Genomic DNA, 26,795 nt, shown 5'->3' on the forward strand with positions numbered 1-26,795 from the left:
GGCGGTGCCAGAGCCCGCCGCACGCCGCACGAGCGTGGCGGCGGGCCTCTCCGAGACGTACGGGTCTACTCGTCCACGCCCTCTTCCCGGCGGATCATCCGCCAGGCCGCCCGGCGCGCGCTGCGGTCCAGGGTGGACTTGAAGCCCTTCTCGGGGCCGAAGTACTGCCGTCCCATGCCGGCGATCGTGTCGATGTGGTCGGCCATCTTGTCCGCGAAGACCTTGTCGAAGACCTTGCCGAAGTTGTTCACGTCGTCGTTGGCGACCGCTGCCAGCCGGACCTTGTGGTCCGCCTTCGCCTCGTTGAAGGGCTGGATGACGTCCTGTTCGGTGAAGTCGGTGCCGAACTTGGCGTTGAACGCCTCGATCAGCTCCGACAGCAGCGACTTCTCGGCCTCCGCCGCGCCTCCGGCACCCCCCCCGAACCCCTTGAGCTCGGCCGGGCCCTCCGGGGCGAGGGACTTGTCGTGCTCGCCGGTCTTCTCCACCCGCAGGTGGCTGAGGTCGATCTCGCCTATGTCGACGCCACCGTCGGCACGCCGGGGAAGCCGGTTGAGGAGGTAGCGGCCGTAGAGGTGGAGCCGCTCCAGCTCCGCGTCGTGGTAGGGCACGATCTGGGCGAGGAACCCGTATTTGCGCACGTAGTCGTTGAGCGCGGCGCGGAAGCCCTCGGCGGTCTCCACGTCGTCGTCCTCCTCGCTCTCCAGGAGCGGGGTGAACCGGGCGACTGCGGGTGAGAGCAGGCGGTACAGCTCGGCGTGCAGCTTCTCCCACGTGGCCTGCGAACCGGCCGCCTTCTCCTTCGCCTCGAAGTAGGCGGCGGCGAACTCGTCCATCTCCGGTTCGGAGATGATCGGCGCCGACATGACCGCGCTCTGCGCCGTGTAGAGCAGGTTCGGGTCGGAGGGCAGCGTCGTCGCCTCCTCGAAGTACGGGCGGAAGGCGTCCTGTACGTCCTGGGCGTCGTTGCTGAAGTCCAGGACCGCGAGGTCCTCCTGCGACTTGCGCTCGGCGGTGCGGTTGAGCCGGGAGAGCGTCTGCACGGCGGAGATGCCGGTCAGCTTCTTGTTGACGTACATGGTGGTCAGGAGCGGCTGGTCGAAACCGGTCTGGTACTTCTCCGCCACCACGAGGATCTTGTACTCCTGCTGCCCACGCCCGCCGGCCGCCACGGCCTTGTCGTCGGCGCGGGTGTACGCGAACGCCTTCGGCAGCGCGCTCTCCGCGATCCCGCCGTTCTCCTTCGGCTCGGTCGTCTCCTCGTCGTCGACGGTGAGCGAGCCGGAGAACGCGACCAGGACCCCGAGGTCCGGGTACTTGGTGTCGTACTCCCGGTCCTTGAGGTAGCTCTTGATCGCCCGCGCCATCTGTACGGCGGACTGCCGCGAGGCCGTCACCACCATCGACTTGGCCCGTCCGCCGAGCCGCCCCCGGGAGTGCGCGATAAAGTGCTCGACGATCACCGTGGCGTGCTGCGAGACGGTGTGTTCGTGGGTCAGCACGTACCGGGCGAGCAGGCTGTTGGCCCTGGAGGGGTCGACCTCGATCTCGTCCGGGTTCTGGTTCACCAGCTTCCAGTACGTGTTGTACGTGACGTAGTTGCGCAGCGGGTCGAGGATGAACCCCTCCTCGATGGCCTGGCGCATCGAGTACGTGTGGAAGGGCCGGTAGACGGGTTTCCCGTTCTCGGTGGCTTCCGTGCCGAAGAGTTCGAGGGTCTTGGCCTTCGGGGTGGCGGTGAAGGCGAAGTACGAGAGGTTCGCGGCCCGCGAGCGCTCGGTGGCCTTCCTCCTCAGCTTCTCGTCGACCGTGACGGGGACGGACACGGCGACCGCGCCCTGATCGGCCGAGTCGGAGTCCAGCCCGAGGTCCCGGAGCACCGCCCGCACGTCCGTGGCGGCACCGCCGGACTGGGAGGAGTGCGCCTCGTCCACGATGATCGCGAACCTGGTGCCCTTGATCTCGGTCGGGTTGCGCAGGATGTGGTCGATGAGCGCCGGGAACGAGTGCAGGGTGACCGTGACGATCTTGCCGGTGTCGCGGGACAGCGCGCGGGCCAGCTGCTCGCTCTTCGCCCCGTGCTTCTCGTCGATCTTCACGACCAGGCCCTCGGTCTGCGAGAAGCTGCCGACGGTCTCCCGGAGCTGGGCGTCCAGGTTGCGGCGGTCGGTGATGACGATGACCTTGTCGAAGACGGGTGCGCCCGGCTTGAGGCGGCCCTTCTGGACGGCTTCCGGGTCGAGCGTGTGCGGATCGGTGTCGGCGTGCAGGTCGCTGAGCCGGTGGGCGAGCCAGCCGATGGTGTTGGACTTGCCGGAGCCGGCGGAGGCCATGACGAGGTAGTTGTGCCCGACGCCGTGGGCCGCGGCGTGCGCGGTCAGCCTCTTCACCACGTCCCACTGGTGGAAACGCGGGAAGATCGTCGACTTGGCGGTGCCGCCGCCGGGGGTCCTGGACTTCTGCTGGTGCACGTAACGCTGGAGCAGGTCCAGCCAGTTGTCCCGCGCCCAGACCTGTTCCCAGAGGTAGGAGGTGGCGTACGTGCCGTACGCGGTCGGAGCCGGGTTTCCGGCGCCGCCGGGCAGACCGGGGCCGTTGGAGCCGGTGTTGAAGGGAAGGAAGCGGGTGCTCTGGCCCCGGAGCCGGGTCGCGACGAAGACGAGGTCCGGGTCCACCGCGAAGTTGGCGACGACGCGGCGGGTGAAGATCAGCTCGGTGGGGTCGCGCTTGGTGCGGTACTGCTCCTTGGCGTCCTCGACGCCCTGCCGGGTGAGGGGGTTCTTCAACTCGGCGGTGGCGACCGGGATTCCGTTGAGGAACAGGGTCAGGTCGAGCTTGTTGCCCCAGTCGGCCTGCTTGGTGGCGTAGACGAGTTCACGGACGACGGTGAGGCGGTTGGCCCGGTAGCCGTCGAGGACGGAGTCGTCGGCGACGAGGTTTGGCTTGAAGTAGGCGACACGGAGGCGGACTCCCCGGTCCTTGACGCCGTTACGGAGGACGCTGAGCAGGCCGTCCTCGGCGATCGCCTTGTCGAGGCGACGGGCGAAGCCGTTGCGGGCCTCGTTGACGCCGCCGTAGACGGCGAGGAGGTCCTTCCACTCGTCTCGCTGCGTCGCGCCGATGAACTCGAACAGCTCGTTCATGTCCAGTCCGAGATCGGCCTGGTAGTCCTCGGGCCGCGCCTCGCGCCACCCACGCTCGGTCATCGTGGCGACGATGGCGTCCCCGAAGGCGGACTCGCGGTGTATGGCTGTCACGGGTTGACTCCGTCCGTTGCGTTGCGGTTGCCGGCGGTGGAGACGTCGAACCGGCCGGTCACCGCGGCGGTGACGAGTGCCTGGCGGCGTTCGGTGAGCAGGTCGATCTGCCGGTTGATCGCGGGGCGCAAGGCGTCGAGCTGCTGGCGGCCGCGTGAGACGCGGTCGACCAGGTCCTGCTGCGCCCGGACCCCCACGGCCGGCATGGGCCATCCCTTGACCTCGTCGAACCTGATGTTCGCCATGGACTGCGAGGCGCCGTTGGAGCCGGCGGCGCTCAGGGAGCGAATACGGCTTCCACGTGCGATCACGGCGACGAAGTCGGGTGTCATGCCTTCGGAGAGCCGGACACGGAAGATCTTGTCGGAGAGCAGGAGTTTCCTGCGAACGCCGCGCACCACGGCCGTCGAGCCGACCAGCTGAGGCGTGTTCGCCCGGGTGATGAGGAGATCGCCCTCCCGCACCTCACTGGCGCGTTCGGGCCGTATGGCATCGGGAAGCCGCTTGTTCTCTTCGGGATGGAACACTCCGGGCCGCAGACAACTGACCTTGAGGACGCCCCACTCGTCCTCGGCGGCGGGAACCGCCTCGCACTGTGGGCTGGCACCCTGGTCGACGCTCCACACGAAGCGGCGGAGCGGTACCGTGCCCGATCGGGAGATCAACTCGTCGATCGCACGGTCGAGCTGCGCCGATTCCCGTTCGTCCAGTCTGTCGATCACCCCTCGCTGAAGTTCCACGAGCCGGTCGATCCGGGCGGTCTCGGCGTCGAGGAAGTCGGCGATGCGGCGCTGCTCGTCCAGCGGAGGGAGTGCGATGCGCTCGCTCAGAACGTCCCCCGACGAAAGATGCTTGACCGTCGTGGCGAAGGTCAGATCATTGATGATGCGCAAGGACGACGGCAGGGCGTACGCGACGAAGCGCACGTCGACCCCTGGCCGCGGCCTGAGAAGACAGAGCCGCTGATTGAGGGCGGCTCTGCCCTTGTCCCACACCTTGAGGTTGAAGTCCCCGTCCATCCCGATGACGACATCGCCGTCGCGCACGATCGACGCGGGGGGAACCGGGCCGTTCAGGTACGTCTCGAAACCCTGGGAACCCAGGTCCCTGATCCGGACCAGCGGGATGTCGCCGGTGGGTCCGAAGCTCTCCGAAGGAAACGGGTATCCGTTGATCAGGTGAACCAGATCGCGCACACGGCGCACTCCCCATCCGGCCGGCAGGGCTTCCGCTCCTGACGCCACCCGGACCTGCCAGGCGAGACTCATTCCGTCACCTCGCCCAGGAGCGTCCGGATCTCCGCCTCAAGAGCCTTCAGCTCGGCGTCGATCTCCGCCAACGGCCGCGGCGGCTCGTACACGTAGAAGTGCCGGGTGAAGGGGATCTCGTACCCCACCTTCGTCTTCGTGTGGTCGATCCACGCGTCCGGCACGTGCGGGTGCACCTCGCGCTTGAGGTACTCCTCCACGTCCTCGCCCAGCGGTACGTTCTCGTAGTCGCGCAGGTCGCCGTCCGGCTCGGGCTCGCCCTTGACCGTCTGGACCTCACCCTCCGGGTCCCGCACACCCACCGTGTCCCGCAGCGCCTTGGCGAACGGCGCTCCGGCCGGGCCCTGGACGCCGGCTTCCGCCATCGCGTCCCGTACCGCGACCTGGGCCTCGGACTTGGTCGCCCACTCCGTGCCCAGCAGCGGGCTCAGGGCGTCCCCCAGCACCTGCGCCTCGGCGTCCGCCAACTCGGCGAACCGCTCCTCTTCCTCCTCGGTCAGCTTCCGCCGGGCCTTCGCCTTCGCCGCCAGTTCCGCCTCGCGCGGCAGGAAGCGCTCCTCGGCCCACTTCCGCACGGGCTTCGACGCGAGCAGGGCCGCCAGCGTCTCCTCCGTCAGCGCGAAGCGCAGCTTCAACGGCCGCTCGACCGTGATGCGCCGGTAGCCGAACTCCGCGTTCTCGAAGACCTTCACCTTGCCGTGCATCGGGTGTTCGGCGTCCGCGGCAGCCGCCACCGCGTCCCCGTACAGGCGGGTGATGTCGGCGATGTGGTTCGGCTTGCCGCCGGTCCCGTCGCCGAGTTCCTTGCGCTTGTCGCCCAGGGACTTGCGCATCTTCACCCACTGGTCGCGCGCGTCCAGCAGCACGACCTTGCCCTTGTGCTGGGCGTCCTTGCGGTTGGTCAGAATCCAGAAGTAGGTCGAGATACCGGTGTTGTAGAAGAGCTGGTCCGGCAGGGCGACGATCGCCTCCAGCCAGTCGTTCTCCAGGATCCAGCGGCGGATCTCGGACTCGCCCGAGCCGGCCGCGCCCGTGAAGAGCGGGGAGCCGTTGAAGACGATGGCGATGCGCGATCCGCCGCCGCCCTTGGCGTCGACCGGCTTCATCTTCGAGATCATGTGCTGGAGGAAGAGGAGCGAGCCGTCGTTGATGCGGGGCAGGCCCGCGCCGAAGCGGCCGGAGTCGCCGAGGTTGCGGTGCTCGTACTCGACGTCCTCCTTGATCTTCTTCCACTCCACGCCGAACGGCGGGTTGGCCAGCAGGTAGTCGAACTTCTCCCGGGCGTGGCCGTCGTCCGAGAAGGAGTTGCCGAAGGCGATGTTCTCCGGGTCCTGCTCCTTGATCATCAGGTCGGACCGGCAGATCGCCCAGGACTCCGGGTTGAGTTCCTGCCCGTACACCTCCACCGTGGCGTCCGGGTTCAGGGCCTTGATGTGTTCCTCGGCCGCGCTGAGCATGCCGCCCGTGCCGCAGGCGGGGTCCATGACGGTGCGGACGACACCGGGCAGGCTGAGGGCGTCGCCGTCCGGGGCGATCAGCAGGTCGACCATCAGCTTGATGACTTCGCGCGGGGTGAAGTGCTCACCCGCGGTCTCGTTGGACTGCTCGGAGAAGCGGCGGATCAGCTCCTCGAAGATGTAACCCATGTTGTGGTTGGGCACGATCTCGGGGCGCAGGTCCAGATCCGTGAAACGGCCGACGACCTTGTAGAGCAGGCCGGCCGCGTCGAGCTTCTTGATCTGCTGGGCGAACTCGTACTTGTCCAGGACCTCGATGGCGTTCTCGGAGAAGGCCCCGATGTACGCCTGGAGGTTCTTGGCCATGTTCTGCGGATCGTCCGCGACGGTCTTGAGCGTCAGCGGGCTCTTGTTGTAGAACGCGTGCCCCGACGCCTTGCGCAGGAAGTGGTCGGTGTCGATGCCCTGGCCCGCGAAACGGGCGACCGTCTCGGCCACCTTGTCGCGGGTCGGCGCGAGGACGCACTCCAGGCGGCGCAGCACGGTGAACGGCAGGATGACCTTGCCGTAGTCCGACTGCTTGTAGTCGCCGCGCAGGAGGTCGGCGACGGACCAGGCGTGGTTCGCCAGCTCCGTGTGCTTACTGCTGTTCAACGCGTTCCCTTCGAAGCCCCGGCCCGGTCGGGACGGTTGCGGTTCAGTGTGGTCGACGGGTGTGGACGGCATCGTGGTTCGGGCGGGCCGGCCGGGGCGACAGGCCCCTCAGACGGACGGGCTCTCCAGGGGCGGGAGCAGCGCCCCCGCCGTCAGTCCGGTGAGCAGTGCCTGTGCCGTCTCCTCGGCGAGCGCGGCCGTCCGGCGGGCGGCGGTGCGCAGTTCGTGCGCGTGGCGGAAGGCGGCGCCGTACCGCCGCTGTTCGTCCAGCGGGAGCAGTGGTACGCGGAGCCGGCCGGGGGTGACGTGCAGGATGGTGCTCCCGGTGGAGGCGGTGGCGATGTTGTCGTGGGCGCCGAGGAACCCCGCGAGGAACCAGGAGTCGAGGCGTGCCGGGTCCGGCCGCAGCAGGTGGACGTGGTGGCCGAGCAGGGCTCCGGCGTCCGCGCCGTCCGCGACGCGGGCCATGCCGCCCTTGCCGCCGGCCACGGCGCGTACGAGGACGTCCCCGGTGGCGACGGTGTGTGCCGCGTCGGTACGCAGGTCCTCCACCGTGCCCGAGGGGGCCCCGCCGGCGCTGACGTCCGACGCGGTGAGCACCGGGCGGCGCTCGCCGTCGTCCGCCCGGGGGGTCTCGCCTCGGCTGCCGGGTACGGCCGCCCGCAGCAGAGCGAGCGCTCCGCCCCGTGCGAGGTCGGAGACCGTGGCCGTACGCCAGCTCCGCGAGGACCCCGCGACCGCCTTCCACGGTCCGTGACCCGCCGCGTTCTCCAGCGCCGCGAGGGAGGTGACGAGCAAGGCGCGGCGGTGCTCGGTGCGCCCCGCCACCTCCGCCGGGTCGATGTCGACGGGCGCGGCGCGCACCTGCCGGGCGGGCGTGAGGTCCACGAGGTCGTCGACGAGGTCGATGGTCGCTACGGCACGTGCCGTACCGGGCGCGTCGGTGAAGGACTCCGGGTGCTCGCGGAAGGCGGTCCAGTGGGTGAGGACCTCGCCCGACAGCGCGTCCCAGTCCGTTCCCGCCCCGCCGCGCCGGTTCCGGGTCTGGGAGTGGGGGTCCTGCGACGGGCTCGCGGCGCTCTCGCGCTGATCCCCGCCCATGTCCACGAAGAGGACGGACGCACTGTCGGTGCCCTGCGGCTCGGGGCGGCGCAGGACCCACAGGTGCAGTCCGACGTGCAGGGGTACGGAGGCACCGACGGGCAGCCCGACGACGGCGCGCAGCGCGCCGCTGCGTACCAGTTCGGCCCGGACGCGGCGGCCCGAGGCCCGGGTGGCGGTGGCCGGCGGGAGCAGCATCACGGCGTGGCCCCCGGGTTCCAGGTGCGCGAGGGCGTGCTGCGTCCAGGCCAGCTCCGACTCGATCCGGGGTGGCACACCGTAGGCCCACCGCTGGTCGTAGGCGAGTTCCTCGTGGCCCCATTCGCGGTCGCCGTAGGGCGGGTTGCAGAGCACGCCCGCCACGCGCAGCTCCGGGAAGGCGTCGGCGCGCAGGGTGTCGCCGGCGCGCACGGTGACCTGGGCGCCGGGCGACGACAGGTACAGGCTCACCGCGCTGCGCTGGGCCTGTACGGGAGTTACGTCCTGGCCGTACAACTCCGTGGCGCCCCGTCGTGCCGCCGCCGCGAGCAGGGTGCCGCTGCCGCACGCCGGGTCGAGTACGCGTGCCGTGTGCTCCGGCAGCAGCCGGGCCATGAGTTCCGCGAGGCCTTGGGGCGTCGGGTAGGTGCCGCTGGAGGCGGTGTCGTCGAGTTCGCGTTCGGCGAGGACGTCCAGCGTGCTGTGCGCGCCCTCGCCGCGGACACAGCGGATCAGCGCCCGCAGGGCGGGGACGTCCTCCGTGCCGAAGCGGACCGGCCCGGTCTGCGGCATCGATCCGGCCTGTTCGGCGGCGGCCGTCTCCGCCCGGGTGACGACCTCGGAGTCGGGCAGGTCGTCGTGGGCGGTGAGTACGTCCGCGTCCGCACGTGACGCCGCCAGGACGAGCGGGAAGAGCCGGGCGGCCAGGCCGGATCCCGGCCCGTGGAGTCGCAGCACGGTGCGCAACTCCTCGGACGGGGAAGCCGCGTGCGTCTGGCCGCGCGCCTCCAGCCATGCCCGTACCGCTTCGAGGTCGTAGAGCGGGCTGCTGTCGGTACCCCCCGACGGTGCGGGGAAGTCGTCGTGCCGGCGACGCCAGTTGCTGACGGTGGCCCGCGTGACACCGGCGATCCGGGAGATCTCGGCGGCTGTCACCAGAGCTGGTGGCTGGGGCATGGGGTTCCTGGCCTCTCGGGAGTGAACAGTTAACAGCGTACGGCACACGTCAAATCACTCAAGGGGTTTGACAGTGCTTTCACGCCTCTGCTTATCTGGCGGAGCTTCCGGTTGGAGGCACTCCTCTCACGGCGTGAGTTTTCGACGTGCCGTGTGGCCTGTCCGCGACGCGGTGCCGAATCGTGTGCCGCTCCTCCACGTCGAGGGAGACACCCCATGCAGATCACCCTGCCGACCGCCGTCGTCGAAGGGATCCAGCTCACCGTCATGCCCTTCCGGGCGGACGCCGTGATCGGGACCATGTCCGTGGCGACCCTCGTCCAGCTCGTCCCCTCGCCCCGCCGGGAGGAGGACACGAAGACGCTGAGGGCCGCGTCCGGCACGGTTCGGCGCCACGCCGAGCTGCGGGCCCTGGTGCAGCGGGCGTTGAAGTCCACGCAGAAGGGACGGAACGTCGGCGCCTACGCCGAGTACATCGCCGACGGGGTGAAGGGGGAGCTGGGCGCCGGCTGGTCCACGCCGCCGGTCACCTTCTGGCACGCCGGTCCGCTCGCGGCCCTGAGCGACGAACTGGTGCCCGGAACCGGGCTGCGGACCCTGACCATCACGCCGGGCACCTGCGTGGTCGCCATCGACGGCGAGACGCAGACCACCGCCTGGCACGACCTCTACGACGACCCCGGGCGGTTCGGCCTCACCTACGCCGAACTCGCCACCGTCCGCGTCCCCTTCGAGCTCTACGTGGACCTGTCGGTCGCCGACGCGCGGCAGATCTTCTACGACCGCAACGTGCAGGGCGTGGCCGTCGCCAAGAACCTCGCCATGTCGATGGACCAGCGCGACTTCGCGACCCGGCTCGCGCACCGCCTCGCCGAGTCCGTCAAGGTCGAGGTCGACGGCCGGCTCGTACCGTTCACCAGGTTCGTCAATGCCAGCAAGCGGCAGGTCGGCATGAACGATCCGGAGGTCATCACGCTCTCCGCGCTGCGCGCCCTCGTCATCACCACGATCTACGGGCGCTCCGGACTGACCCGTTCGGCCGAGACGGTCCACGAGGACGAGCTTCCCGCCGGAACGGATGCCGGACAGGTGGAGAACGGGGTCGTCCCGACTCTGTCCCGGCTGATCTCCGACTTCCATCCGCACTTCGCCGCGCGCAGCGCCATCACCGCCCCGGCGGTGCTCGCGGGCCTCGGGATCGCTGTCCACCGGACCACCCCGTGGGCCGACCCGATGGGCGCCCTGGGCGTCGAGGACCTGTACCGGCTCCTCGCCGACATCCACTGGGACCGGGATCCCCGCTACTGGGACGGCGTCGCGGCCAAGGCGAGCGCCTCCGGACGCCTCAACTTCAGCGGTGGCGTCAAGGACTCCGGCGGCCGCGTGGCCGACGCGATCCTCTACCCCGCGACGGAGGCGGGCCGCAAGACCCGCGGCCGGTGACGCCGCACTGCCGCACGCCACCGGTTCGGCGGCCCGCCGCCGGGACCGCCGAGTCCACCACGACACTCCGAACCGCCGCCGCCGCGGACATACGACTCGACTGGAGCACTCCATGAACTCTCCCCAGTACCAGGCGCCCGGCCCCTACGGCGCACCCTCGCACTCCCCCGCGTTCCCGCCCGCCCCGTCGCCGCGCAAGCCGTCGCGCGCCAAGGCGTGGATCACGCACGGCGCGGTCGCGTGCGTCGCCCTCTTCATCGGTACGGGCATCGGCTCCAGCGGGGAAGCCGACGCCGACAGCACGGCCGACGGCCCCTCGAAGCCGGGGCCCACGGTGACGGTGACCGTGACCAAGACGGCCGAGGCCGCCCCCGCGCCGGCCGTCACCAAGACGGTGACGGCCGAGCCGAAGGCGACGAAGGCCCCCGGCCCGGCGAGCTCCTTCGGCGGCGACGGGGAGTACCTGGTCGGAGAGGACATCGCGGCGGGGACGTACAAGACCGCCGGCGGCGACGGACTGTTCGGCTGCTACTGGGCCCGGTTGAAGAACGCCAGCGGTGAGTTCGACGCGATCATCGCCAACAACAACCTGGACGGTCCGGGCCGGGTGACGGTCAAGAAGGGCGAGTACTTCCAGACCCAGGGCTGCCAGGACTGGAAGAAGACGGGCTGACCCGTGGGGTGTCCGGTGGCACACCAGTGCCGCCGGACACCCGGCCCGCCACGTCGCGGCGCCACGCTACGGCGGGCGGGCGCGGCGCAACGACCATTCACCGGCCGGGGGAACCTGCGTGGACGCCGACGAGAATCCAGAACTGATCGTGTATCAGGCCCACTTGACCCAACTCCTCACATGTGACGACAGGGCGGCCTTCCAGGCCCTCATGGCCCAGATCCGCCACCTCACCACCCGTTCGTACGAGACCAGCCTCTACGACCACCAGCAGACCTTCCGGCTCCTCTGGCACCACCTCGACCGGGTCGGCCACTTGACCCGCGCGCACCGGGACGCCGAACTCCGCCTCGCTTCGGGCCGCGCGGGCGCGGAGGAAACCGCGGAACTCGCACTCTTCCTCACTCTGTGCGCGCGGATCGGGACAGCCGGCGCGCCCCGGTGAGGACCGGCCCGCCGGCCCCCTCACGGACGCCGACACCCCACGAGCGCGCACCGCCACCGCACCGCCGCCTTCCGGGGCAATAGACTCGAAGTCCACACCGCGCACCGAAAGGGAGCAAAGCCGTGCATGGTGAGTACAAGGTGCCCGGCGGCAAGTTGGTCGTCGTGGATCTGGACGTCGAAGCGGGCGCCCTGCGGGGTGTCCGGGTGGCCGGGGACTTCTTCCTGGAGCCCGACGAGGCCATCGCGGCCGTCGACGCCGCCCTGGAGGGGGCTCCCGCGGACACCGACGCCGCCGGACTGGCCGCCCGCGTGGAGGCGGCGCTGCCCGAGGGCACGGTGATGTACGGGATCACCACCGAGGGCATCGCTGTGGCGGTGCGGCGGGCGCTGGCCCACGCCACGGACTGGACCGACTACGACTGGCAGTTCATCCACGAGGGCCCCCAGTCCCCCGAACTCCACATGGCACTGGACGAGGTGCTGACCGAGGAGGTGGCCGCCGGGCGCCGCGCGCCGACGCTCCGCGTCTGGGAGTGGGGCGCCCCCGCGGTCATCATCGGCAGCTTCCAGTCCTTGCGGAACGAGGTCGATCCCGAGGGCGCGGCCCGCCACGGCGTACGGGTGGTACGCCGGATCTCCGGGGGCGGGGCCATGTTCGTGGAGGCGGGGAACACCATCACGTACTCCCTGTCCGTTCCGGCCTCCCTCGTCTCAGGGCTCTCCTTCGCGGACTCGTACGCCTATCTGGACGACTGGGTCCTGGCGGCGCTCGGCGACATGGGCATCAAGGCCTGGTACCAGCCCCTCAACGACATCGCGACCGAGGTCGGGAAGATCGCGGGCGCCGCCCAGAAGCGGGTCACCGGTCCGAAGGGCGGTCCCGGGGCGGTCCTGCACCACGTCACCATGAGCTATGACATCGACGCGGACAAGATGCTCGACGTCCTCCGCATCGGCAAGGAGAAAATGTCCGACAAGGGCACCAAGTCGGCCAAGAAGCGGGTCGATCCGCTCCGGCGCCAGACGGGACTGCCGCGCGAGGCGGTCATCGGGCGCATGGTCGACTCCTTCCGCAACCGCTACGGGCTCACCGACGGCCACGTCACGGCCGAGGAGCTCGCCCGCGCGGAGGAGCTGGCCGCCACCAAGTACAGCGGCGACGAGTGGACCGCCCGCGTGCCGTAGCTCCCGGGGCGTCCCCGCGCCGCCGCGACCCGCCGGACCTGCGGCGGCGCGCCGTCCGCGCTTGCGTGCGCGAGCGGCCGCGACCTACCGTGACGCCCATGCAGTCCTACACGATCGGCCAAGCGGCCCGCCTGCTGGGCGTGAGCCCGGACACCGCACGACGGTGGGCCGACGCCGGCCGGGTGGCCACGCACCGCGACAAGAGTGGGCGCCGGCTCATCGACGGCGGGGACCTGGCGGCCTTCTCGGTCGAGGTCGCCGGTAATGCCGGGAGCGGCGGCGGGGGTGAGGACGAGGTCCCCTACACCTCCGTCCGCAACGCCTTCGCGGGCATCGTCACGGCGGTGAAGCTCGGCGATGTCGCAGCCCAGGTCGAGATCCAGGCCGGACCGCACCGGCTGGTCTCCCTCCTGACGCGCGAGGCGGTGGAGGAACTGGGCCTGGAGGTCGGCATGGAGGCCACCGCCCGCGTGAAGTCGACCAACGTGCACATCGACCGCGTCTGAGCGGTTCTCCGCGTCCACGCCCCGGGGGCCGGGTTGCCCTCGGGACTTCGGCGTACCCGGGTATGGGCGACCGCGTGAGCCCGATCCGTAACCGCATATGCCCCACCCGAAGCATCCTCATCACGGCTCTTGCCAGGTAATTGGGGTCTTCCCCCTGGCATCTGCGCCAGTATGATCGGTCGTGCGTCCACCCGCGCATGCTGCCGACCTGCCTCGTGCCGCCGGCCGGGCGGTCGCCGACAGACCAGTGCGGAGGAGTCGCTCGGCTCCTCCGCAGGACCAGAGGGAGCAGACCCCGTGATGACCCGTTCCGCGCGCCGGACCCGTAGGACCCTGCAGTGGACGGGCGTGGGAGTCGCCGCGCTGCTGGCGCTGAGCGCCTGTTCCTCCTCCGACGGCTCCTCGTCGGACGACGCCACTTCCTCCGCCTCGGCTTCCGCGTCCGCCGATGTCACGCCGAAGCTCTCCGGCACGGTGACCGTGTTCGCCGCCGCGTCGCTCAAGGAGAGCTTCACGACGCTGGGCGCCTCGTTCGAGAAGGCCCACCCGGGCACGAAGGTCGTCTTCAACTTCGGCGGCAGCGACAGCCTGGCGGCCGGGATCACCGGGGGCGCCCCCGCCGACGTCTTCGCCGCCGCGAGCGCCAAGACGATGGCCGTCGTCACCGACGCGGACGACGCGGTGGGCACGCCCGCCACGTTCGTGCGCAACCAGTTGGAGATCGCGACCCTGCCCGGCAACCCGGACAAGATCGCCACCCTCAAGGACCTGACGAACTCCGATCTGTTGGTCGTGCTCTGCGACAAGACGGTGCCGTGCGGTGCCGCCGCACAGAAGGCCCTGGACGCGGCCGGGCTCAAGCTCACCCCCGTCAGTTACGAGCAGGACGTCAAGAGCGCCCTGACCAAGGTGGAGCTCAAGGAAGCCGACGCGGCCGTGGTCTACAAGACCGATGTGAAGGCCGCGGGTGACAAGGTGGAGGGCGTGGAGTTCCCCGAGTCCGCCGACGCCGTCAACGACTACCCGATCGCGCTGCTGAAGGACGCCCCCAACGCCGGGGCGGCGAAGGCGTTCATCGAGCTGGTGCGGTCCGCCGAGGGCCGGCAGGTGCTGACCGGGGCGGGGTTCATCCAGCCGTGAAGCCGCGTGACGCCTCCGACGCCGTGACGGGCCCTTCGGTGGGCCGGTCACGGCTTCGCCGTGTCCGAAGCGGTACGGGCCGGGGCGACGGTACGGTCCGGCGCGGGGCACCGCTGCCGCTGCTGCTGCCGGCCCTGGTCGGCCTGGTGTTCCTGCTGCTGCCGATGGTCGCCCTGCTCGTGCGGGCTCCCTGGCGGAACATGCCGGAACTGCTGTCCAGTACGGAGGTCTGGCAGGCGCTCCGGCTGTCCCTGGTCTCGGCCACCGCCGCCACCGCGGTGAGCCTGGTCCTGGGCGTGCCGCTCGCGTGGGTGCTGGCGCGCACCGACTTCCCCGGGCGCGGGTTCGTACGGGCCCTGGTGACGCTGCCGTTGGTGCTGCCACCGGTGGTGGGCGGTGTGGCGTTGCTGCTGGCGCTGGGCCGCAACGGCGTGGTGGGGCAGTGGCTGGACTCCTGGTTCGGCATCACGCTGCCCTTCACCACGGCGGGGGTGATCGTGGCGGAGGCGTTCGTGGCCATGCCCTTCCTCGTCATCAGCGTGGAGGGCACACTACGGGCCGCCGATCCGCGGTACGAGGAGGCGGCCACCACCCTGGGCGCCTCCCGCTTCACGGCGTTCCGGCGGGTCACCCTGCCGCTGATCGCACCGGGCATCGCGGCGGGTGCCGTACTGGCCTGGGCCCGCGCGCTGGGCGAGTTCGGCGCCACGATCACCTTCGCGGGCAACTTCCCCGGCCGTACGCAGACCATGCCGCTGGCCGTCTACCTCGCCCTGCAGGACGATCCGGAGGCCGCCATCGCGCTGAGCCTGGTGCTGCTGGCGGTGTCGATCGCGGTGCTGGCCGGGCTGCGCGACCGCTGGATGACGGCGTCATGACGGGGACTTCCGCCGCTTCCGGCGCTTCCGGCTCCTCCTCCGCCGCCGCCGAGGGGCTCGACGCCCGACTCGTGGTGGACCGGGGCGCCTTCCGCCTGGACGTGGCGCTGGGCGCCCGGCCCGGCGAGGTCCTCGCGCTGCTGGGGCCGAACGGCGCGGGGAAGACCACGGCGCTGCGCGCGCTCGCCGGCCTCACCCCGCTCTCCGAGGGGCATCTGCGGCTGGACGGGGCCGCGTTGACGGGTGTCCCGCCGGAGTCGCGGCCGGTCGGGGTCGTCTTCCAGGACTACCTGCTCTTCCCGCACCTCTCGGCCCTGGACAACGTGGCTTTCGGGCCGCGCTGCCGGGGCGTCGCCAAGTCCGAGGCGCGGGCCCAGGCCGCCGCGTGGCTGGAGCGCATGGGGCTCACCGACCGGGCCGGGGCGAAGCCGCGCCGGCTCTCCGGCGGTCAGGCCCAACGCGTGGCGCTCGCCCGCGCGTTGGCGACCCGCCCCCGGCTGTTGCTGCTGGACGAGCCGCTGGCCGCGCTCGACGCCCGTACCCGCCTCGACGTCCGTTCCCAGCTCCGGCGCCACCTCGCCGAGTTCGAGGCGGTCGCGGTGCTGGTCACGCACGATCCGCTGGACGCGATGGTCCTCGCCGACCGGTTGGTCGTGATCGAGCACGGCCAGGTCGTCCAGGAGGGCGCGCCGTCGGACATCGCCCGCCGTCCGCGTACGGACTACATCGCCCAGCTCGTCGGCCTCAACCTCTACCGGGGACAGGCCGAGGGCCACACGGTCCGGCTCGACGCCGGGCCCGCCATCACCACCACCGAGGACCTCACCGGACCGGTGTTCGTGGCCTTCCCCCCGAACGCGGTCACCCTGCACCGCGACCGCCCCACCGGTTCCAGCGCCCGCAACCTCTGGCGGTGCGAGGTCGCGGGGCTGGAGGCGCGACGCGACCAGATCCGCGCGGACCTCGCGGGCGAACTCCCTCTCGCCGCCGACCTCACCACGGTCGCCGCCGCCGAGCTCGACCTGCACCCGGGAGCCCCGGTCTGGGCTACGGTCAAGGCCGCGCAGACGCACGCGTACCCGGCCTGAGGGATCGTCGGGTGGCGGGACGGCCGCCTCCCGGCGACACCACCGTGACACCGGCCTGGCGCGCCATGGCGCCACCTGACACCACGTGGCACCACATGGCACCACTCCGCACGTCATTCCATCGGGAACCCTCCGTGGCATCACACCCGCCACGGGTAACTTCTCGCCGTTTCCGCAGCTCAGAGCGGTGCGGGGAAGCCCTGACACCACACAGGCGCCGCCAGGCTTGCGCATGGCGCCATCGTGGTGCCATTATGGCGTCATGGACCTCACCCCGTATGTCGAGACCCTCCGCCGCGAACTCGCGGTGGCCGCCGAAGCCGGCGGCGACGACGCCCGCGAGCTGGCCGAGAGGCTCACCGCTCCCCTGGAGTCGGCGACCCGCCTGACCCTGCTCAACGTGCTCTCCGCCGCGATGGACGAGGTCACCCGCGAGCTCGCCCCGGGCTCCGTCGACGTACGGCTCCGCGGGCTCGACCCCGACTTCGTGGTGACCCGGCCGCCGGCCGACTCCCCCGCGGAGCCGGCCGCTCCCGTCGAACCGCTCTCCGCGCAGGCGTCCACCGAGAGCGACGAAGGCGGCACCGCCCGCGTCAACCTGCGCCTGCCGGCCCACCTCAAGGCACGCGCCGAGGAGGCCGCGAGCCGCGAGGGCCTGTCGGTCAACGCGTGGCTCGTACGGGCCGTGTCGGGCGCCGTCGACGGTGGCAGCCGGCCGCGCGCGACGGAGAGGGTCCAGGCACTCGGGCAGAGCTTCACCGGCTGGGTCCGCTGAAGCGTGTTCTGAGAGTCCCGGCGGGATCGACGCGGCACCTCGGCCACGACACCGACCGGGACCCGACCGGGACCCCGACCATGATCCGCCGGACACCGCCCGGGGCGGCCGGCGCCACCGCACCACTTCACCCATGACCTCGTCCCACCAGCGGGGACGACCTCAAGAGCCAAGAGGACGGGACAGCCATGCCTTCTTTCGACACCCCTGAAGCGATCTCGGTCACCGCCCGCGTGGAGGCCGGATCCATCCAGTTCACGGCGGGCGACCGCCTCGACACCGTCGTCGCGGTGAGCCCTCGCGACCCGAAGCGGGACATGGACGTGCGGGCGGCCGGCCAGACCGAGGTGACGTACGCGAACGGCGCACTGATCGTCAGGACGCCCAAGTCCGGCCTGTTCGGCCGCACCGGAATCGTGGACGTGGCGGTCGAACTGCCCTCGGGCTCACGGATCGACATGACCGGCGCCTGGACCCAGGTAATCGGCGAGGGGCGCCTCGGCGAGGTCCGCGTGAAGACCTCGTCGGGCGACGTCCGCCTCGACTCGACCGGGCCCCTCCGACTGACCGCCTCCCACGGTTCGGTCACCGTGGACCGGATCGAGGGGCAGGCCGAGATCACCACCAGCTCCGGGAGCCTGCGCATCGGCCTCGTCGACGGCCCGGCCGTCCTGAAGAACTCGCACGGCACCACGACCGTCCGGGCCGTCACCGGCGACCTGCGGGTGAGCGGCGCCCACGGTGACATCGAGATCCACCGGGCGGAAGACTCGGTCACCGCCACCACCGCCTACGGCACCTTGCGCGTCGGGGACGTGGCCCGGGGCACGGTCCAGCTGGAGACGAACTACGGGGCCATCGAGATCGGTGTCCGCGAGGGTTCGGCCGCCTGGCTCGACGCGAGTTCGGGCTCCGGCCAGGTACGCAACACGCTCACCGCGTCCGAGGCTCCGGCCGACTCCGCGAGCGCCGACACCGTCGTCAAGGTCCGCGCTCGGACCCGGCACGGCAACATCGACGTCCGCCGCGCCTCGAACTGACCGCGCGCAGGGCCGCCTTCGACCCTCTCACCCGCCCGCAGCCACTTCCTTCGACCGGGGGACCCGATGCCTTCTCATGTCATGCCCACATCCAATCAGAGGGACGGCCGACCGTCCCCGGCCGCCGTCTCCGCCGTCGGCCTGCGCAAGTCCTACGGCGACAAGACCGTCCTCGACGGCATCGACCTGGCCGTCCCGGCCGGGTCCGTGTTCGCGCTGCTCGGTCCGAACGGGGCCGGCAAGACCACCGTCGTCAAGATCCTCTCGACCCTCATCACCCCCGACGCCGGCCAGGCCCAGGTCGCCGGCCACGACCTGGCCGCCGCGCCGCAGGCGGTACGGGCCGCGATCGGCGTCACCGGCCAGTTCTCGGCGGTGGACGGCCTGATCACCGGCGAGGAGAACATGCTCCTCATGGCCGACCTGCACCACCTCCCCACAACGGAGGGCAAGCGGGTCGCCGCCGGACTGCTGGAACGCTTCGACCTCACCGACGCGGCGAAGAAGCCCGCCTCCACCTACTCCGGCGGCATGAAACGCCGCCTCGACATCGCCATGACCCTGGTCGGCGACCCCAGGATCATCTTCCTCGACGAACCCACCACCGGACTCGACCCCCGCTCCCGCCACACCATGTGGGGCATCATCCGCGAACTCGTCACCGGCGGCACCACCGTCTTCCTCACCACCCAGTACCTCGACGAAGCCGACGAACTCGCCGACCGCATCGCCGTCCTCCACGACGGCAGGATCGCCGCCGAAGGCACCGCCGACGAACTCAAGCGCCTCGTCCCCGGCGGACACGTCCGCCTCCGCTTCACCGACCCCGCCCCCTACCGCGAAGCCGCGACCGCCCTGCCCGACGCCGCCCGCGACGACGACGCCCTCACCCTCCAGATCCTCAGCGACGGCAGCCAGCGCGAACTGCGCACCATCCTCGACCGCCTCGACACCGCAGGCGTCGAAGCCGACGAACTCACCGTCCACACCCCCGACCTCGACGACGTGTTCTTCGCCCTCACCGACACCACCCGCGTCCCCCACCAGGCGGACCAGCAGGCCCCGCAGCCGCAGCCGCTCCCGTCCAAGGAGGACGTCCGATGAGCTCCCTCTCCCTCGCCGTGCGCGACTCGTCCACGATGCTGCGCCGCAACCTGCTGCACGTGCGGCGCTACCCCTCGCTCACGCTGAACCTGCTGCTCACGCCGGTGATGCTGCTCCTGCTCTTCGTCTACGTCTTCGGCGACACCATGAGCGCGGGCATCGGCGGTGGCGGCGCGGACCGCTCCGAGTACCTCAGGTACCTGGTCCCCGGCATCCTGATGCTGACCATCGGCGGAACCACCATCGGCAGTGCGGTCTCCGTCTCGATGGACATGACCGAGGGCATCATCGCCCGCTTCCGCACCATGGCGATCCACCGGGGATCGGTCCTCATCGGCCACGTCCTCGGCAGCGTGCTGCAGTGCGTGATGAGCGTGGTCCTGGTCGCCGCCGTCGCGGTGGCGATCGGATTCCGGTCCGCGGACGCCACCGTGCTGGAGTGGCTGGCAGCGGTGGGACTTCTGACGCTCGTCTCCCTCGCCCTCACCTGGATCGCCGTCGGCATGGGCCTGTCCAGCCCGAACGTCGAGGCGGCGAGCAACAACGCGATGCCGCTGATGATCCTGCCGCTCCTCTCCAGCGCGTTCGTCCCGCTCGACGCGATGCCCGGCTGGTTCCAGCCGGTCGCCGAGTACCAGCCGTTCACCCCGGCCATCGAGACCCTGCGCGGACTCCTGCTCGGCACTGAGATCGGCGACAACGGTCTCATCGCCGTCGCCTGGTGCCTGGGCCTCTCGGTCCTCGGCTACCTCTGGTCCACGTCTCTCTACGACCGCGACCCGAAGTAGCCCGCGCGACCGGTCCGGCGGCGCGTCCGACACCCCGTCGGACGCGCCGACCGCGCCTGTGCGGGAACACCGCCCGCTCATCCGACCGGAACGGCCGGAGACGGCCTAGCGTGACGCCCATGCGCGTACTCGTCACAGGCGGAGCAGGGTTCATCGGATCGCACATCACCACGGCGCTGGTCGCGGCCGGCCACGAGGCGGTGGTGCTCGACGCGCTGCTGCCCTCGGCCCACCCCGGGGGAACGGCTCCGGATGGGCCGTACGAGCGGCTGGTCGTCGCGGACGTACGGGACCCAGCGGCCGTGGCCGGGGCGCTGGTGGGGGTGGACGCGGTCTGCCACCAGGCGGCGATGGTCGGACTGGGCAAGGACTTCGCCGACGCACCGCTCTACGTCGGCTGCAACGACCTGGGTACGGCGGTGCTGCTCGCCGGAATGGCGGCGGCCGGGGTCCGGGATCTGGTGCTGGCCGGGTCGATGGTCGTGTACGGCGAGGGGAAGTACGACTGCCTGCGGCACGGGCCGGTCCGGCCGGGTCCGCGCGCCCGGCACGACCTGGAGGCGGGCCGCTTCGAGCCCCGCTGTCCGTCCTGCGGTGCGGACCTCGTACCCGGGCTGGTCCCCGAGGACGCTCCGGCGGACCCCCGGAACGTCTACGCCGCCAGCAAACTCGCCCAGGAGCACCTGGCCGCCGCGTGGGCGCGCGCGACGGACGGCCGGGCGGTGTCGCTCCGGTACCACAACGTCTACGGGCCCGGGATGCCGCGCGACACGCCGTACGCCGGGGTCGCCTCGCTGTTCCGGTCCGCGCTGGCGCGCGGCGAGGCTCCCCGGGTCTTCGAGGACGGCGGGCAGCGACGCGATTTCGTGCACGTGGCCGATGTCGCCGCGGCGGCGGTGGCGGCGCTCACCGCGCTCCCGCAGCGCGCTCCGGGCGGCCTCACCGCGTACAACACCGGTAGCGGGGAGCCGCACACCATCGGGGAGATGGCGGCGGCGCTCGCCTCCGCGTACGGCGGTCCGCCCCCGGTCGTCACCGGGGAGTTCCGGCTCGGGGACGTACGCCACGTGACGGCCGACTCCCGGCGGCTGCGGGCGGAACTGGGCTGGCTGCCGCGCGTGGGGTTCGCCGACGGTATGCGGGAGTTCGCCTCCGCGCCGCAGCGGGGAGGGGCGTCCGCGCCCCCGGACGGCGCCCGTCTCGCGGATGTCTGACGGAGGGACACGGTGGTGCGGGGCGCCCGGCACGGGACGGCCACCCGAGAGACGTCACCGTTTCGCGGGGCGCATTTGCAGGCAAATGCCCGATCCGTCTTCATAGGGTGAGCCGGGTGACCGATACCTCGACCACCGACTCTTCCCCCATCCCCTTCCTCGTCGACGTGGTGCTGCCCTGCCTGGACGAAGCCGCGGCCCTTCCCCGGGTGCTGGCCCGTATCCCCGCGGGCTGGCGCGCGATCGTCGTCGACAACGGTTCGACCGACGGCTCGGCGGAGGTGGCGCGTTCGCTGGGCGCCACCGTCGTGCACGAGCCGCGACGCGGTTTCGGGTCCGCGTGCCATGCGGGACTCGCCGCCGCCGAGGCGGAGTTCGTCTGCTTCTGCGACTGCGACGACTCGCTGGACCCCGGTCTGCTGCCCTCGTTCGTCACGCGGGTGGCCTCGGGCGACTGCGACCTCGTACTGGGGCGCCGCCGCCCCGAGGGGCGCGGCGCCTGGCCGTTGCACGCCCGCGTCGCCAACATCGCGCTCGCCGTGATGCTGCGGCGCCGCACGGGTCTGCGGCTGCGGGACCTCGGCCCGCTGCGCGCGGGACGCCGGACGGAGCTGCTGGCCCTCGACCTCACCGACCGCCGCAGCGGATACCCGCTCCAGATGGTGGTGCGGGCCTCCGACTCGGGGCTCAGGATCGCCGAGGCCGATGTCCCCTACCGCCCCCGTACCGGCAGGTCCAAGGTCACCGGGACCTGGCGGGGCACGTGGCACGCGGTGCTCGACATGCGGGCGGTGCTGCGGGAACCGCCGCTCGCGCGCACCGCCGTACGGACGGAGTCCTGTCGATGATCCCGTCCGTACCGGCCTCCGCGGGCGCACCGCTCCCCTGCGGCCCCACCACGCTGCTGGTCATCGCGAAGGAACCGGTTCCCGGTCGCGTCAAGACCAGGCTCACCCCGCCGTTCAGCGCCGAGGAGGCGGCGGAGCTCGCCGCCGCGTCCCTCTCGGACACCCTGCTGACGGTGCTCTCCCTGCCGGCGGCGCGCCGGGTCCTCGTCCTGGAGGGCGGGCCCGGCCCCTGGCTGCCCCCGGGCATCGAGGTGGTGCCGCAGTCCTCCGGGGGACTGGACGAACGGCTCGCCGCGGCGTTCGCGGGCTGCGACGGGCCGGCGCTCCTCATCGGCATGGACACCCCGCAGGTCGCACCCGCCCACGTGGCACCCGCGCTGGCGCCGGACGGGTGGGAGCGGTGCGAGGCCTGGTTCGGCGAGGCGGAGGACGGCGGGTTCTGGGCCCTCGGGCTCGCCGCCCCGGACCCCGCGCTCCTGCGCGGCGTCCCCATGTCCGTACCCGAGACGGGCGCGGTGCAGCGCGCGCGGCTGCTCGGCGCCGGGCTGACGGTGCGTGAGCTGCCGCGCCTGCGCGACGTGGACACCGCCGAGGACGCGGTACGGGTCGCCGGCCTCGCGCCGCACGGGCGGTTCGCCGCGACCCTGGACCGGCTGAACCGGGCAGCGGCCCGATGAGCACCTCCCAGGCCGCGAGCAACGTCTCCTGGGCCGCCGACCCGTACGCGAACGCGCTGCGCTCCGGCCGCGGACCGCTCTTCCTGCGCCGGACGGACGGCCTGCTGATGGAGCTGGACGTGGAGCGCTGGTGTCTGGGCGCCGACGACGCCGACTTGTCGGCCCTGCGCCGCTGCGAGGGCCCGGTGCTCGACATCGGCTGTGGGCCGGGCCGGCTGGTGGCGGCGCTGAGCCGGCGCGGGCACCGGGCACTCGGCATCGACGTGAGCGAGGCCGCCGTGGCCCGCACCCGAGGTCTCGGCGGGTGGGCCCTGCGGCGCAGTGTCTTCGACCCGCTGCCGGGCGAGGGCCGGTGGGGCACGGTGCTGTTGGCGGACGGCAACATCGGGATCGGTGGGGACCCGTCCGTGCTCCTGGAGCGGGTGGCGGCGCTGCTCGCCCCGGGGGGCCTCCTCGTCGTGGAGACGCACCCGCTCGACCTGGACGAACGGTCCGAGGTCCATCTCCACGACGGAAGTACTACCGGCCCCGGGCGTCCGGACCCCCCGGAGCCGTTCCCGTGGGCCCGGCTCGGGACCCCCGCACTGCTGCGCCTCGCCCGTCCGCAGGGCTGGCGCGTGGTCGATCAGTGGGAGTCCGGCGGGCGGCCCTTCGTCTCCCTGCGCCGCCGCGCCGCCCGGCCGCTCCGGCGCAGGGCGGACAGGACGAACCAGAGTGCCGAGACGGCGAAGAGCACCCCGGTGACGAGGAGCCAGTTGCCGAGGAAGACGTCGACGGAGAGCCCGGTGTAACGCTCGTACCGTTCGGAGAGTCGTGCGATCAGCGGGAACTGGACCAGCAGGAGCAGCAGGGAGAGAAATGCCGGTACGCGTACGAAGTTGACCGCGCGGCGCCGGACACCGCCCGGGTCCGACCGCGCCCCCAGCGCCTCGCGCAGGGCGCGGTCGGCCGTCGAGTAGACGGGCAGCAGGACGAGATCGTGCACCACCGCCGCACCGGCGAACCAGAGCACGATCCGCGGGGTGTCGCCGTGCAGGAGCCGGACCCCGGCGTAGCCGGTCAGGGCGAAGGTCGCGGCCAGGAGCAGCAGGTGCAGCGGCCCCTCGCCGTACCGGCGGTGGAAGTGACCGGTGGCGCGCGGCCGGGTGCGCGGTCGCGCCGCCGTGCTCCCTCCCCCGCCCGTGCCCGTACCCCCGCCCGTGCGCGTTCCCCCGTCCGGGTCGTGCTCGCGGCCGGTCACAGGGCACCGAAGGTCAGGGCGCCGACCCACTTGGTGTTCATGACGCCGGGGGCGGCCGGCACGATGATCCGCGCCGGGTAGCCGTGGTCGGCCGACAGCGGCACGCCGTTGACCTCCAGGGCGAGGAGTGAGCGGCCGTCGCGCACCTGGTTGTCGCGCAGGGCTGCCTCGCGGAAGGAGCCGGCGCGTTGTACGGACTCCACGAGCACGCCCGGGGGCCGGTCGGGGAACCCGGCGACGGCCGCCAGGTCCCGCAGCCGCACCCCGCGCCACCACTGGTCGGAGGTGGACCATCCCTCCACGCAGGCGATGGGGAGCGCCGCGCTGTGCTGGTCCATCGCGAGGAGTGCGGCCCGGGTGAAGCGGAAGGTGCCGGCCGGTCCGCGTACGGTCAGGCGCCAGGCAGGTCCGATGTCGGCGGGGCGGATGTGGACGGAGGCGGCGGTCTTGTTGATCTGGAAGCCGGCCGGTCCGGTGCCCGGGTCCTCGACCCCGTGCGGGGTGAGCAGTGCGCTGGGGCGGAGCACGTCGGAGCTGCGCCCGGCCGTGGTGGCGAACAGGACCAGCGAACCGGCGCCCACCATGGCGAACGCACCGCGCCGGGAGAGCGTGGGCGGGGTGGGGGCCGGGGCGGCCAAGGTGTCCCTCTCCCCCGTCCCGCTCTCCCCCTTTCCGATCTCCCCCGCCGGCGTCTCCCCCGCCGGAATCCCGGCGCGCAGGACGCGTACCGCCGTGGGGAGCTTGAGGGCCGTGTGGCTGAGGAAGCCGGCCAGGAAGACCCACGCTCCGTAGAAGTGCAGCCGGTAGAAGGAGCCCGGGAAGACGTACTCCAGCTGGATGTTGAGGAGCCCGGTGACGAACTGGAAGAGCGCGCCGCCGACCAGCAGCACGACGGAGAGCCGCTCCAGCGCGTGCCCCACGGAGCGGACCGGCGGGAGCGCGAAGAGCCGGGGGATCACCGACCAGAGCTTGGCGAGGAGCACGGGGACCAGCACGGTGCCGAGGGTGACGTGGACTCCCTGTGTGAGCCGGTAGAGCCAGTGCGGGCCGGTCGGCCAGGCGAACAGGTAGAAGCCGAGCAGCCCCTTGTCCGGTGTCTTGTCGTTGACGGCCGCGAGATCCGGGTTGTACGCGGCGTACGAGAGGAGCCCGGTGACCGCCACCAGGGTCAGCCCGACGAGGAGGACGAGGCCGAGCACGGCGGTGAACCGCGCTCCCCGCAAGGGGCTGCGCCAGAAGTCGGGCCGGGTGGGTCCGGGCAGGGTACGGAGGCGTCGCACGAGGTCACCCATGGTGCGACGGTAGGGCGCGGACTCTCCGGGTCCGGGGACGCGCTTCGCGGCGTGCGGGCCGGGTCACCCCGTCGAGTGGCCCGAATGCCCCGTCATGCGTGCGACGGCCCGGTCGGCCGGGGGAAACGTCCGCCCGCGGCTTAGCGTGCCGGGGTGAGGACCGAGGAGCGCGCCGGACGCGCCGGAGGAACAAAAGTCCCGGGCCGGCCCGGTGCGGTGGACCGCGCGGGACGCCGCGACCTGACCGCCGCCGCCTGCGGGGTGGCGCTGGTGGCGGTGGCGGTGCTCGTCGGCTGGGCGGTGAACGGCGACGGCGGCCTGTACGCGGGATGGCCGCCCCTGATCGCGTCGTGGGACCCCCACCTCGGGCCCGGTACACCGGCGGCGTTCGCCCTGGCCGTGCTCGCGGTCGCCCTCGGCCCCCGGGTGGCCGGGACGACGCGGTGGCGCGGGCTGCTCGCCCTCTCCTGGGCGGTGTCGGCGGCGTGGATCTTCTCGCTCGCGATGATCGACGGCTGGCGGAGCGGCTTCGCCCTCAAGCTGACCAGCCGTCACGAGTACCTCGCGGGCGTCGCCGGGTTCCACGACATCGGCGCCGCCCTGCGCACCTTCGAGGACCACATCGTGATGGGCAGGCCGGGGAACTGGCCCACCCATGTGGCCGGGCATCCGCCGGGTGCCACCCTGCCGTTCGTGCTCCTGGACCGGATCGGTCTCGGCGGGGCCGTGTGGGCGGCGGTCTGCTGTGTCGTCCTCGCGGCGACCGCGGCGACCGCCGCTCTGGTCACCCTGCGGGTGCTGGTCGCAGAGGAGCTCGCGCGAAAGGCCGCGCCGTTCCTCGTCCTCGCGCCCGGGGCGATCTGGGCCGGGGTCTCGGCCGATGCCGCGTTCGCGGCGGTCGTCGGCTGGTCGATGGCGCTGCTCGCGGTGTCGGCGACCCGCGCGACCCGTCTGCCGGGACCGGCGGCGGCCGGGTCGGGCCTGCTGTTCGGGCTGGTGTGCTACCTGAGTTACGGGCTTCCGCTGACCGTGACACTGCTGGCGACCGTCCTCGTACTCGCCCGCACGGCCCGCCCGTTGCCCGCGTTCGCGGCCGGATCGCTGGTGGTGCCCGCCCTGTTCACGCTGGCGGGGTTCCACTGGTGGGAGGCGTATCCGCTGCTGGTGGAACGGTACGACCAGGGGGTGGGCGGCAAGCGGCCGTACGGTTACTGGGTCTGGGCCAACCTCGCCGCCGTCACCGTATCGGCCGGACTGGCCACGGTGGCCGGCCTGCGCAGATCGGCGGTCGCGGCGCCCGGTGCCGTACGGGCGCTCCGGGCCGGCCTGCCGCTCGCCGGGGCGCAGCGGCTCGCGGTGCTCACCCTGGTGGCGGTCCTGGCCGTCATGGCGGCGGACGTGTCCGGGATGAGCAAGGCGGAGACGGAGCGCATCTGGCTGCCGTTCGTGCTCTGGCTGCTGCCCGCCGCCGCCGTGCTGCCGGAGGGTCACCGGCGCGGCTGGCTCGGCGCGCAGGTGGTGCTGGCCCTTCTGGTCAACCACCTTCTGCGGACGAGTTGGTGACG

General features: G+C 72.0%; 22 protein-coding genes. 17 read left to right on the forward strand and 5 right to left on the reverse strand.

Annotated features, from left to right (window positions below; translation table 11 throughout):
- Positions 1–65 precede the first annotated feature (65 nt).
- The 4 genes from OHT52_RS02520 to OHT52_RS02535 form a co-directional block, all read right to left on the reverse strand.
- Positions 66–3,257 (reverse strand): type I restriction endonuclease subunit R, encoded by a 3,192-nt coding sequence (locus OHT52_RS02520; protein ID WP_328718451.1) that lies wholly within the window; start codon positions 3,255–3,257, stop codon positions 66–68.
- Positions 3,254–4,525, reverse strand: a complete 1,272-nt coding sequence (locus tag OHT52_RS02525) for a restriction endonuclease subunit S (RefSeq protein WP_328718452.1) — start codon at positions 4,523–4,525, stop codon at positions 3,254–3,256. Before OHT52_RS02525 ends, OHT52_RS02520 begins: the two co-directional genes overlap by 4 nt.
- Positions 4,522–6,636, reverse strand: coding sequence for a type I restriction-modification system subunit M (locus tag OHT52_RS02530; protein ID WP_328718453.1), 2,115 nt, complete (start codon positions 6,634–6,636; stop codon positions 4,522–4,524). The genes OHT52_RS02525 and OHT52_RS02530 overlap by 4 nt, the downstream gene beginning before the upstream one ends.
- A gap of 108 nt (positions 6,637–6,744) precedes the next feature.
- Positions 6,745–8,892, reverse strand: a complete 2,148-nt coding sequence (locus tag OHT52_RS02535) for an N-6 DNA methylase (RefSeq protein ID WP_328718454.1) — start codon at positions 8,890–8,892, stop codon at positions 6,745–6,747.
- Positions 8,893–9,108: 216 nt separating this feature from the next.
- On the opposite strand from OHT52_RS02535, the gene OHT52_RS02540 reads away from it, so the two are divergent.
- The 16 genes from OHT52_RS02540 to OHT52_RS02615 all read left to right on the forward strand — a co-directional run bounded on the left by OHT52_RS02540 (position 9,109) and on the right by OHT52_RS02615 (position 23,489).
- Positions 9,109–10,335: a DNA sulfur modification protein DndB gene (locus tag OHT52_RS02540; RefSeq protein WP_328718455.1), complete on the forward strand. Its 1,227-nt coding sequence runs from the start codon at positions 9,109–9,111 to the stop codon at positions 10,333–10,335.
- Between the two features lie 112 nt (positions 10,336–10,447).
- Positions 10,448–11,008: a hypothetical protein gene (locus tag OHT52_RS02545; protein WP_328718456.1), complete on the forward strand. Its 561-nt coding sequence runs from the start codon at positions 10,448–10,450 to the stop codon at positions 11,006–11,008.
- Between the two features lie 118 nt (positions 11,009–11,126).
- On the forward strand, positions 11,127–11,453 hold the full coding sequence (locus tag OHT52_RS02550) for a hypothetical protein (protein ID WP_328718457.1): 327 nt from the start codon (positions 11,127–11,129) through the stop codon (positions 11,451–11,453).
- A gap of 122 nt (positions 11,454–11,575) precedes the next feature.
- Entirely contained in the window at positions 11,576–12,640 is a 1,065-nt protein-coding gene (locus tag OHT52_RS02555; protein ID WP_328718458.1) for a lipoate--protein ligase family protein, read from the forward strand.
- A gap of 98 nt (positions 12,641–12,738) precedes the next feature.
- Positions 12,739–13,146, forward strand: a complete 408-nt coding sequence (locus tag OHT52_RS02560; protein WP_328718459.1) for a TOBE domain-containing protein — start codon at positions 12,739–12,741, stop codon at positions 13,144–13,146.
- 300 nt (positions 13,147–13,446) lie between these two features.
- Positions 13,447–14,286: a molybdate ABC transporter substrate-binding protein gene (gene modA, locus OHT52_RS02565; RefSeq protein ID WP_328718460.1), complete on the forward strand. Its 840-nt coding sequence runs from the start codon at positions 13,447–13,449 to the stop codon at positions 14,284–14,286.
- The gene (gene modB, locus OHT52_RS02570; RefSeq protein ID WP_443046466.1) at positions 14,283–15,164 is read left to right on the forward strand and encodes a molybdate ABC transporter permease subunit; all 882 of its coding nucleotides are present in this window, start codon (positions 14,283–14,285) and stop codon (positions 15,162–15,164) included. The genes modA and modB overlap by 4 nt, the downstream gene beginning before the upstream one ends.
- Positions 15,161–16,252 (forward strand): ABC transporter ATP-binding protein, encoded by a 1,092-nt coding sequence (locus OHT52_RS02575; protein ID WP_328718461.1) that lies wholly within the window; start codon positions 15,161–15,163, stop codon positions 16,250–16,252. Before modB ends, OHT52_RS02575 begins: the two co-directional genes overlap by 4 nt.
- Positions 16,253–16,514: 262 nt before the next feature.
- A complete protein-coding gene (locus OHT52_RS02580) occupies positions 16,515–17,027 on the forward strand; it encodes a toxin-antitoxin system HicB family antitoxin (protein ID WP_328718462.1) in 513 nt (170 codons plus the stop codon).
- A gap of 188 nt (positions 17,028–17,215) precedes the next feature.
- The gene (locus OHT52_RS02585; RefSeq protein ID WP_328718463.1) at positions 17,216–18,067 is read left to right on the forward strand and encodes a DUF4097 family beta strand repeat-containing protein; all 852 of its coding nucleotides are present in this window, start codon (positions 17,216–17,218) and stop codon (positions 18,065–18,067) included.
- An 81-nt stretch (positions 18,068–18,148) separates the two neighbouring features.
- Positions 18,149–19,171, forward strand: a complete 1,023-nt coding sequence (locus OHT52_RS02590) for an ATP-binding cassette domain-containing protein (RefSeq protein WP_328718464.1) — start codon at positions 18,149–18,151, stop codon at positions 19,169–19,171.
- The gene (locus OHT52_RS02595) at positions 19,168–19,959 is read left to right on the forward strand and encodes an ABC transporter permease (RefSeq protein ID WP_328718465.1); all 792 of its coding nucleotides are present in this window, start codon (positions 19,168–19,170) and stop codon (positions 19,957–19,959) included. The genes OHT52_RS02590 and OHT52_RS02595 overlap by 4 nt, the downstream gene beginning before the upstream one ends.
- A gap of 119 nt (positions 19,960–20,078) precedes the next feature.
- Complete coding sequence (locus OHT52_RS02600; RefSeq protein ID WP_328718466.1) at positions 20,079–21,173, forward strand: NAD-dependent epimerase/dehydratase family protein; 1,095 nt, start codon at positions 20,079–20,081, stop codon at positions 21,171–21,173.
- 107 nt (positions 21,174–21,280) lie between these two features.
- The gene (locus tag OHT52_RS02605) at positions 21,281–22,021 is read left to right on the forward strand and encodes a glycosyltransferase family 2 protein (protein WP_443046467.1); all 741 of its coding nucleotides are present in this window, start codon (positions 21,281–21,283) and stop codon (positions 22,019–22,021) included.
- Positions 22,018–22,698, forward strand: a complete 681-nt coding sequence (locus OHT52_RS02610; protein WP_328718468.1) for a TIGR04282 family arsenosugar biosynthesis glycosyltransferase — start codon at positions 22,018–22,020, stop codon at positions 22,696–22,698. The genes OHT52_RS02605 and OHT52_RS02610 overlap by 4 nt, the downstream gene beginning before the upstream one ends.
- The gene (locus OHT52_RS02615) at positions 22,695–23,489 is read left to right on the forward strand and encodes a class I SAM-dependent methyltransferase (protein WP_328718469.1); all 795 of its coding nucleotides are present in this window, start codon (positions 22,695–22,697) and stop codon (positions 23,487–23,489) included. Before OHT52_RS02610 ends, OHT52_RS02615 begins: the two co-directional genes overlap by 4 nt.
- Before the next feature lie 445 nt (positions 23,490–23,934).
- Here OHT52_RS02615 and OHT52_RS02620 read toward each other — a convergent pair whose 3' ends face one another.
- Positions 23,935–25,230, reverse strand: a complete 1,296-nt coding sequence (locus OHT52_RS02620) for a molybdopterin-dependent oxidoreductase (RefSeq protein ID WP_328718470.1) — start codon at positions 25,228–25,230, stop codon at positions 23,935–23,937.
- 153 nt (positions 25,231–25,383) lie between these two features.
- On the opposite strand from OHT52_RS02620, the gene OHT52_RS02625 reads away from it, so the two are divergent.
- Positions 25,384–26,793 carry a hypothetical protein gene (locus OHT52_RS02625; protein WP_443046468.1) on the forward strand — a complete coding sequence of 470 codons (1,410 nt, stop codon included), beginning with the start codon at positions 25,384–25,386 and terminating at the stop codon, positions 26,791–26,793.
- Positions 26,794–26,795: the final 2 nt, after the last annotated feature.

Source organism: Streptomyces sp. NBC_00247, assembly GCF_036188265.1.
GTDB lineage: Bacteria > Actinomycetota > Actinomycetes > Streptomycetales > Streptomycetaceae > Streptomyces.

What these genes read in the sequence shown, in the direction of transcription:
- OHT52_RS02525 (WP_328718452.1), bottom strand. Translation starts at nt 4,525, where the DNA reads ATGAGTCTCGCCTGGCAGGTCCGGGTGGCGTCAGGAGCGGAAGCCCTG.
- OHT52_RS02535 (WP_328718454.1), bottom strand. Translation starts at nt 8,892, where the DNA reads ATGCCCCAGCCACCAGCTCTGGTGACAGCCGCCGAGATCTCCCGGATC.
- OHT52_RS02540 (WP_328718455.1), top strand. Translation starts at nt 9,109, where the DNA reads ATGCAGATCACCCTGCCGACCGCCGTCGTCGAAGGGATCCAGCTCACC.
- OHT52_RS02545 (WP_328718456.1), top strand. Translation starts at nt 10,448, where the DNA reads ATGAACTCTCCCCAGTACCAGGCGCCCGGCCCCTACGGCGCACCCTCG.
- OHT52_RS02560 (WP_328718459.1), top strand. Translation starts at nt 12,739, where the DNA reads ATGCAGTCCTACACGATCGGCCAAGCGGCCCGCCTGCTGGGCGTGAGC.
- modA (WP_328718460.1), top strand. Translation starts at nt 13,447, where the DNA reads ATGACCCGTTCCGCGCGCCGGACCCGTAGGACCCTGCAGTGGACGGGC.
- OHT52_RS02575 (WP_328718461.1), top strand. Translation starts at nt 15,161, where the DNA reads ATGACGGGGACTTCCGCCGCTTCCGGCGCTTCCGGCTCCTCCTCCGCC.
- OHT52_RS02580 (WP_328718462.1), top strand. Translation starts at nt 16,515, where the DNA reads ATGGACCTCACCCCGTATGTCGAGACCCTCCGCCGCGAACTCGCGGTG.
- OHT52_RS02585 (WP_328718463.1), top strand. Translation starts at nt 17,216, where the DNA reads ATGCCTTCTTTCGACACCCCTGAAGCGATCTCGGTCACCGCCCGCGTG.
- OHT52_RS02590 (WP_328718464.1), top strand. Translation starts at nt 18,149, where the DNA reads ATGCCCACATCCAATCAGAGGGACGGCCGACCGTCCCCGGCCGCCGTC.
- OHT52_RS02595 (WP_328718465.1), top strand. Translation starts at nt 19,168, where the DNA reads ATGAGCTCCCTCTCCCTCGCCGTGCGCGACTCGTCCACGATGCTGCGC.
- OHT52_RS02600 (WP_328718466.1), top strand. Translation starts at nt 20,079, where the DNA reads ATGCGCGTACTCGTCACAGGCGGAGCAGGGTTCATCGGATCGCACATC.
- OHT52_RS02610 (WP_328718468.1), top strand. Translation starts at nt 22,018, where the DNA reads ATGATCCCGTCCGTACCGGCCTCCGCGGGCGCACCGCTCCCCTGCGGC.
- OHT52_RS02615 (WP_328718469.1), top strand. Translation starts at nt 22,695, where the DNA reads ATGAGCACCTCCCAGGCCGCGAGCAACGTCTCCTGGGCCGCCGACCCG.
- OHT52_RS02620 (WP_328718470.1), bottom strand. Translation starts at nt 25,230, where the DNA reads ATGGGTGACCTCGTGCGACGCCTCCGTACCCTGCCCGGACCCACCCGG.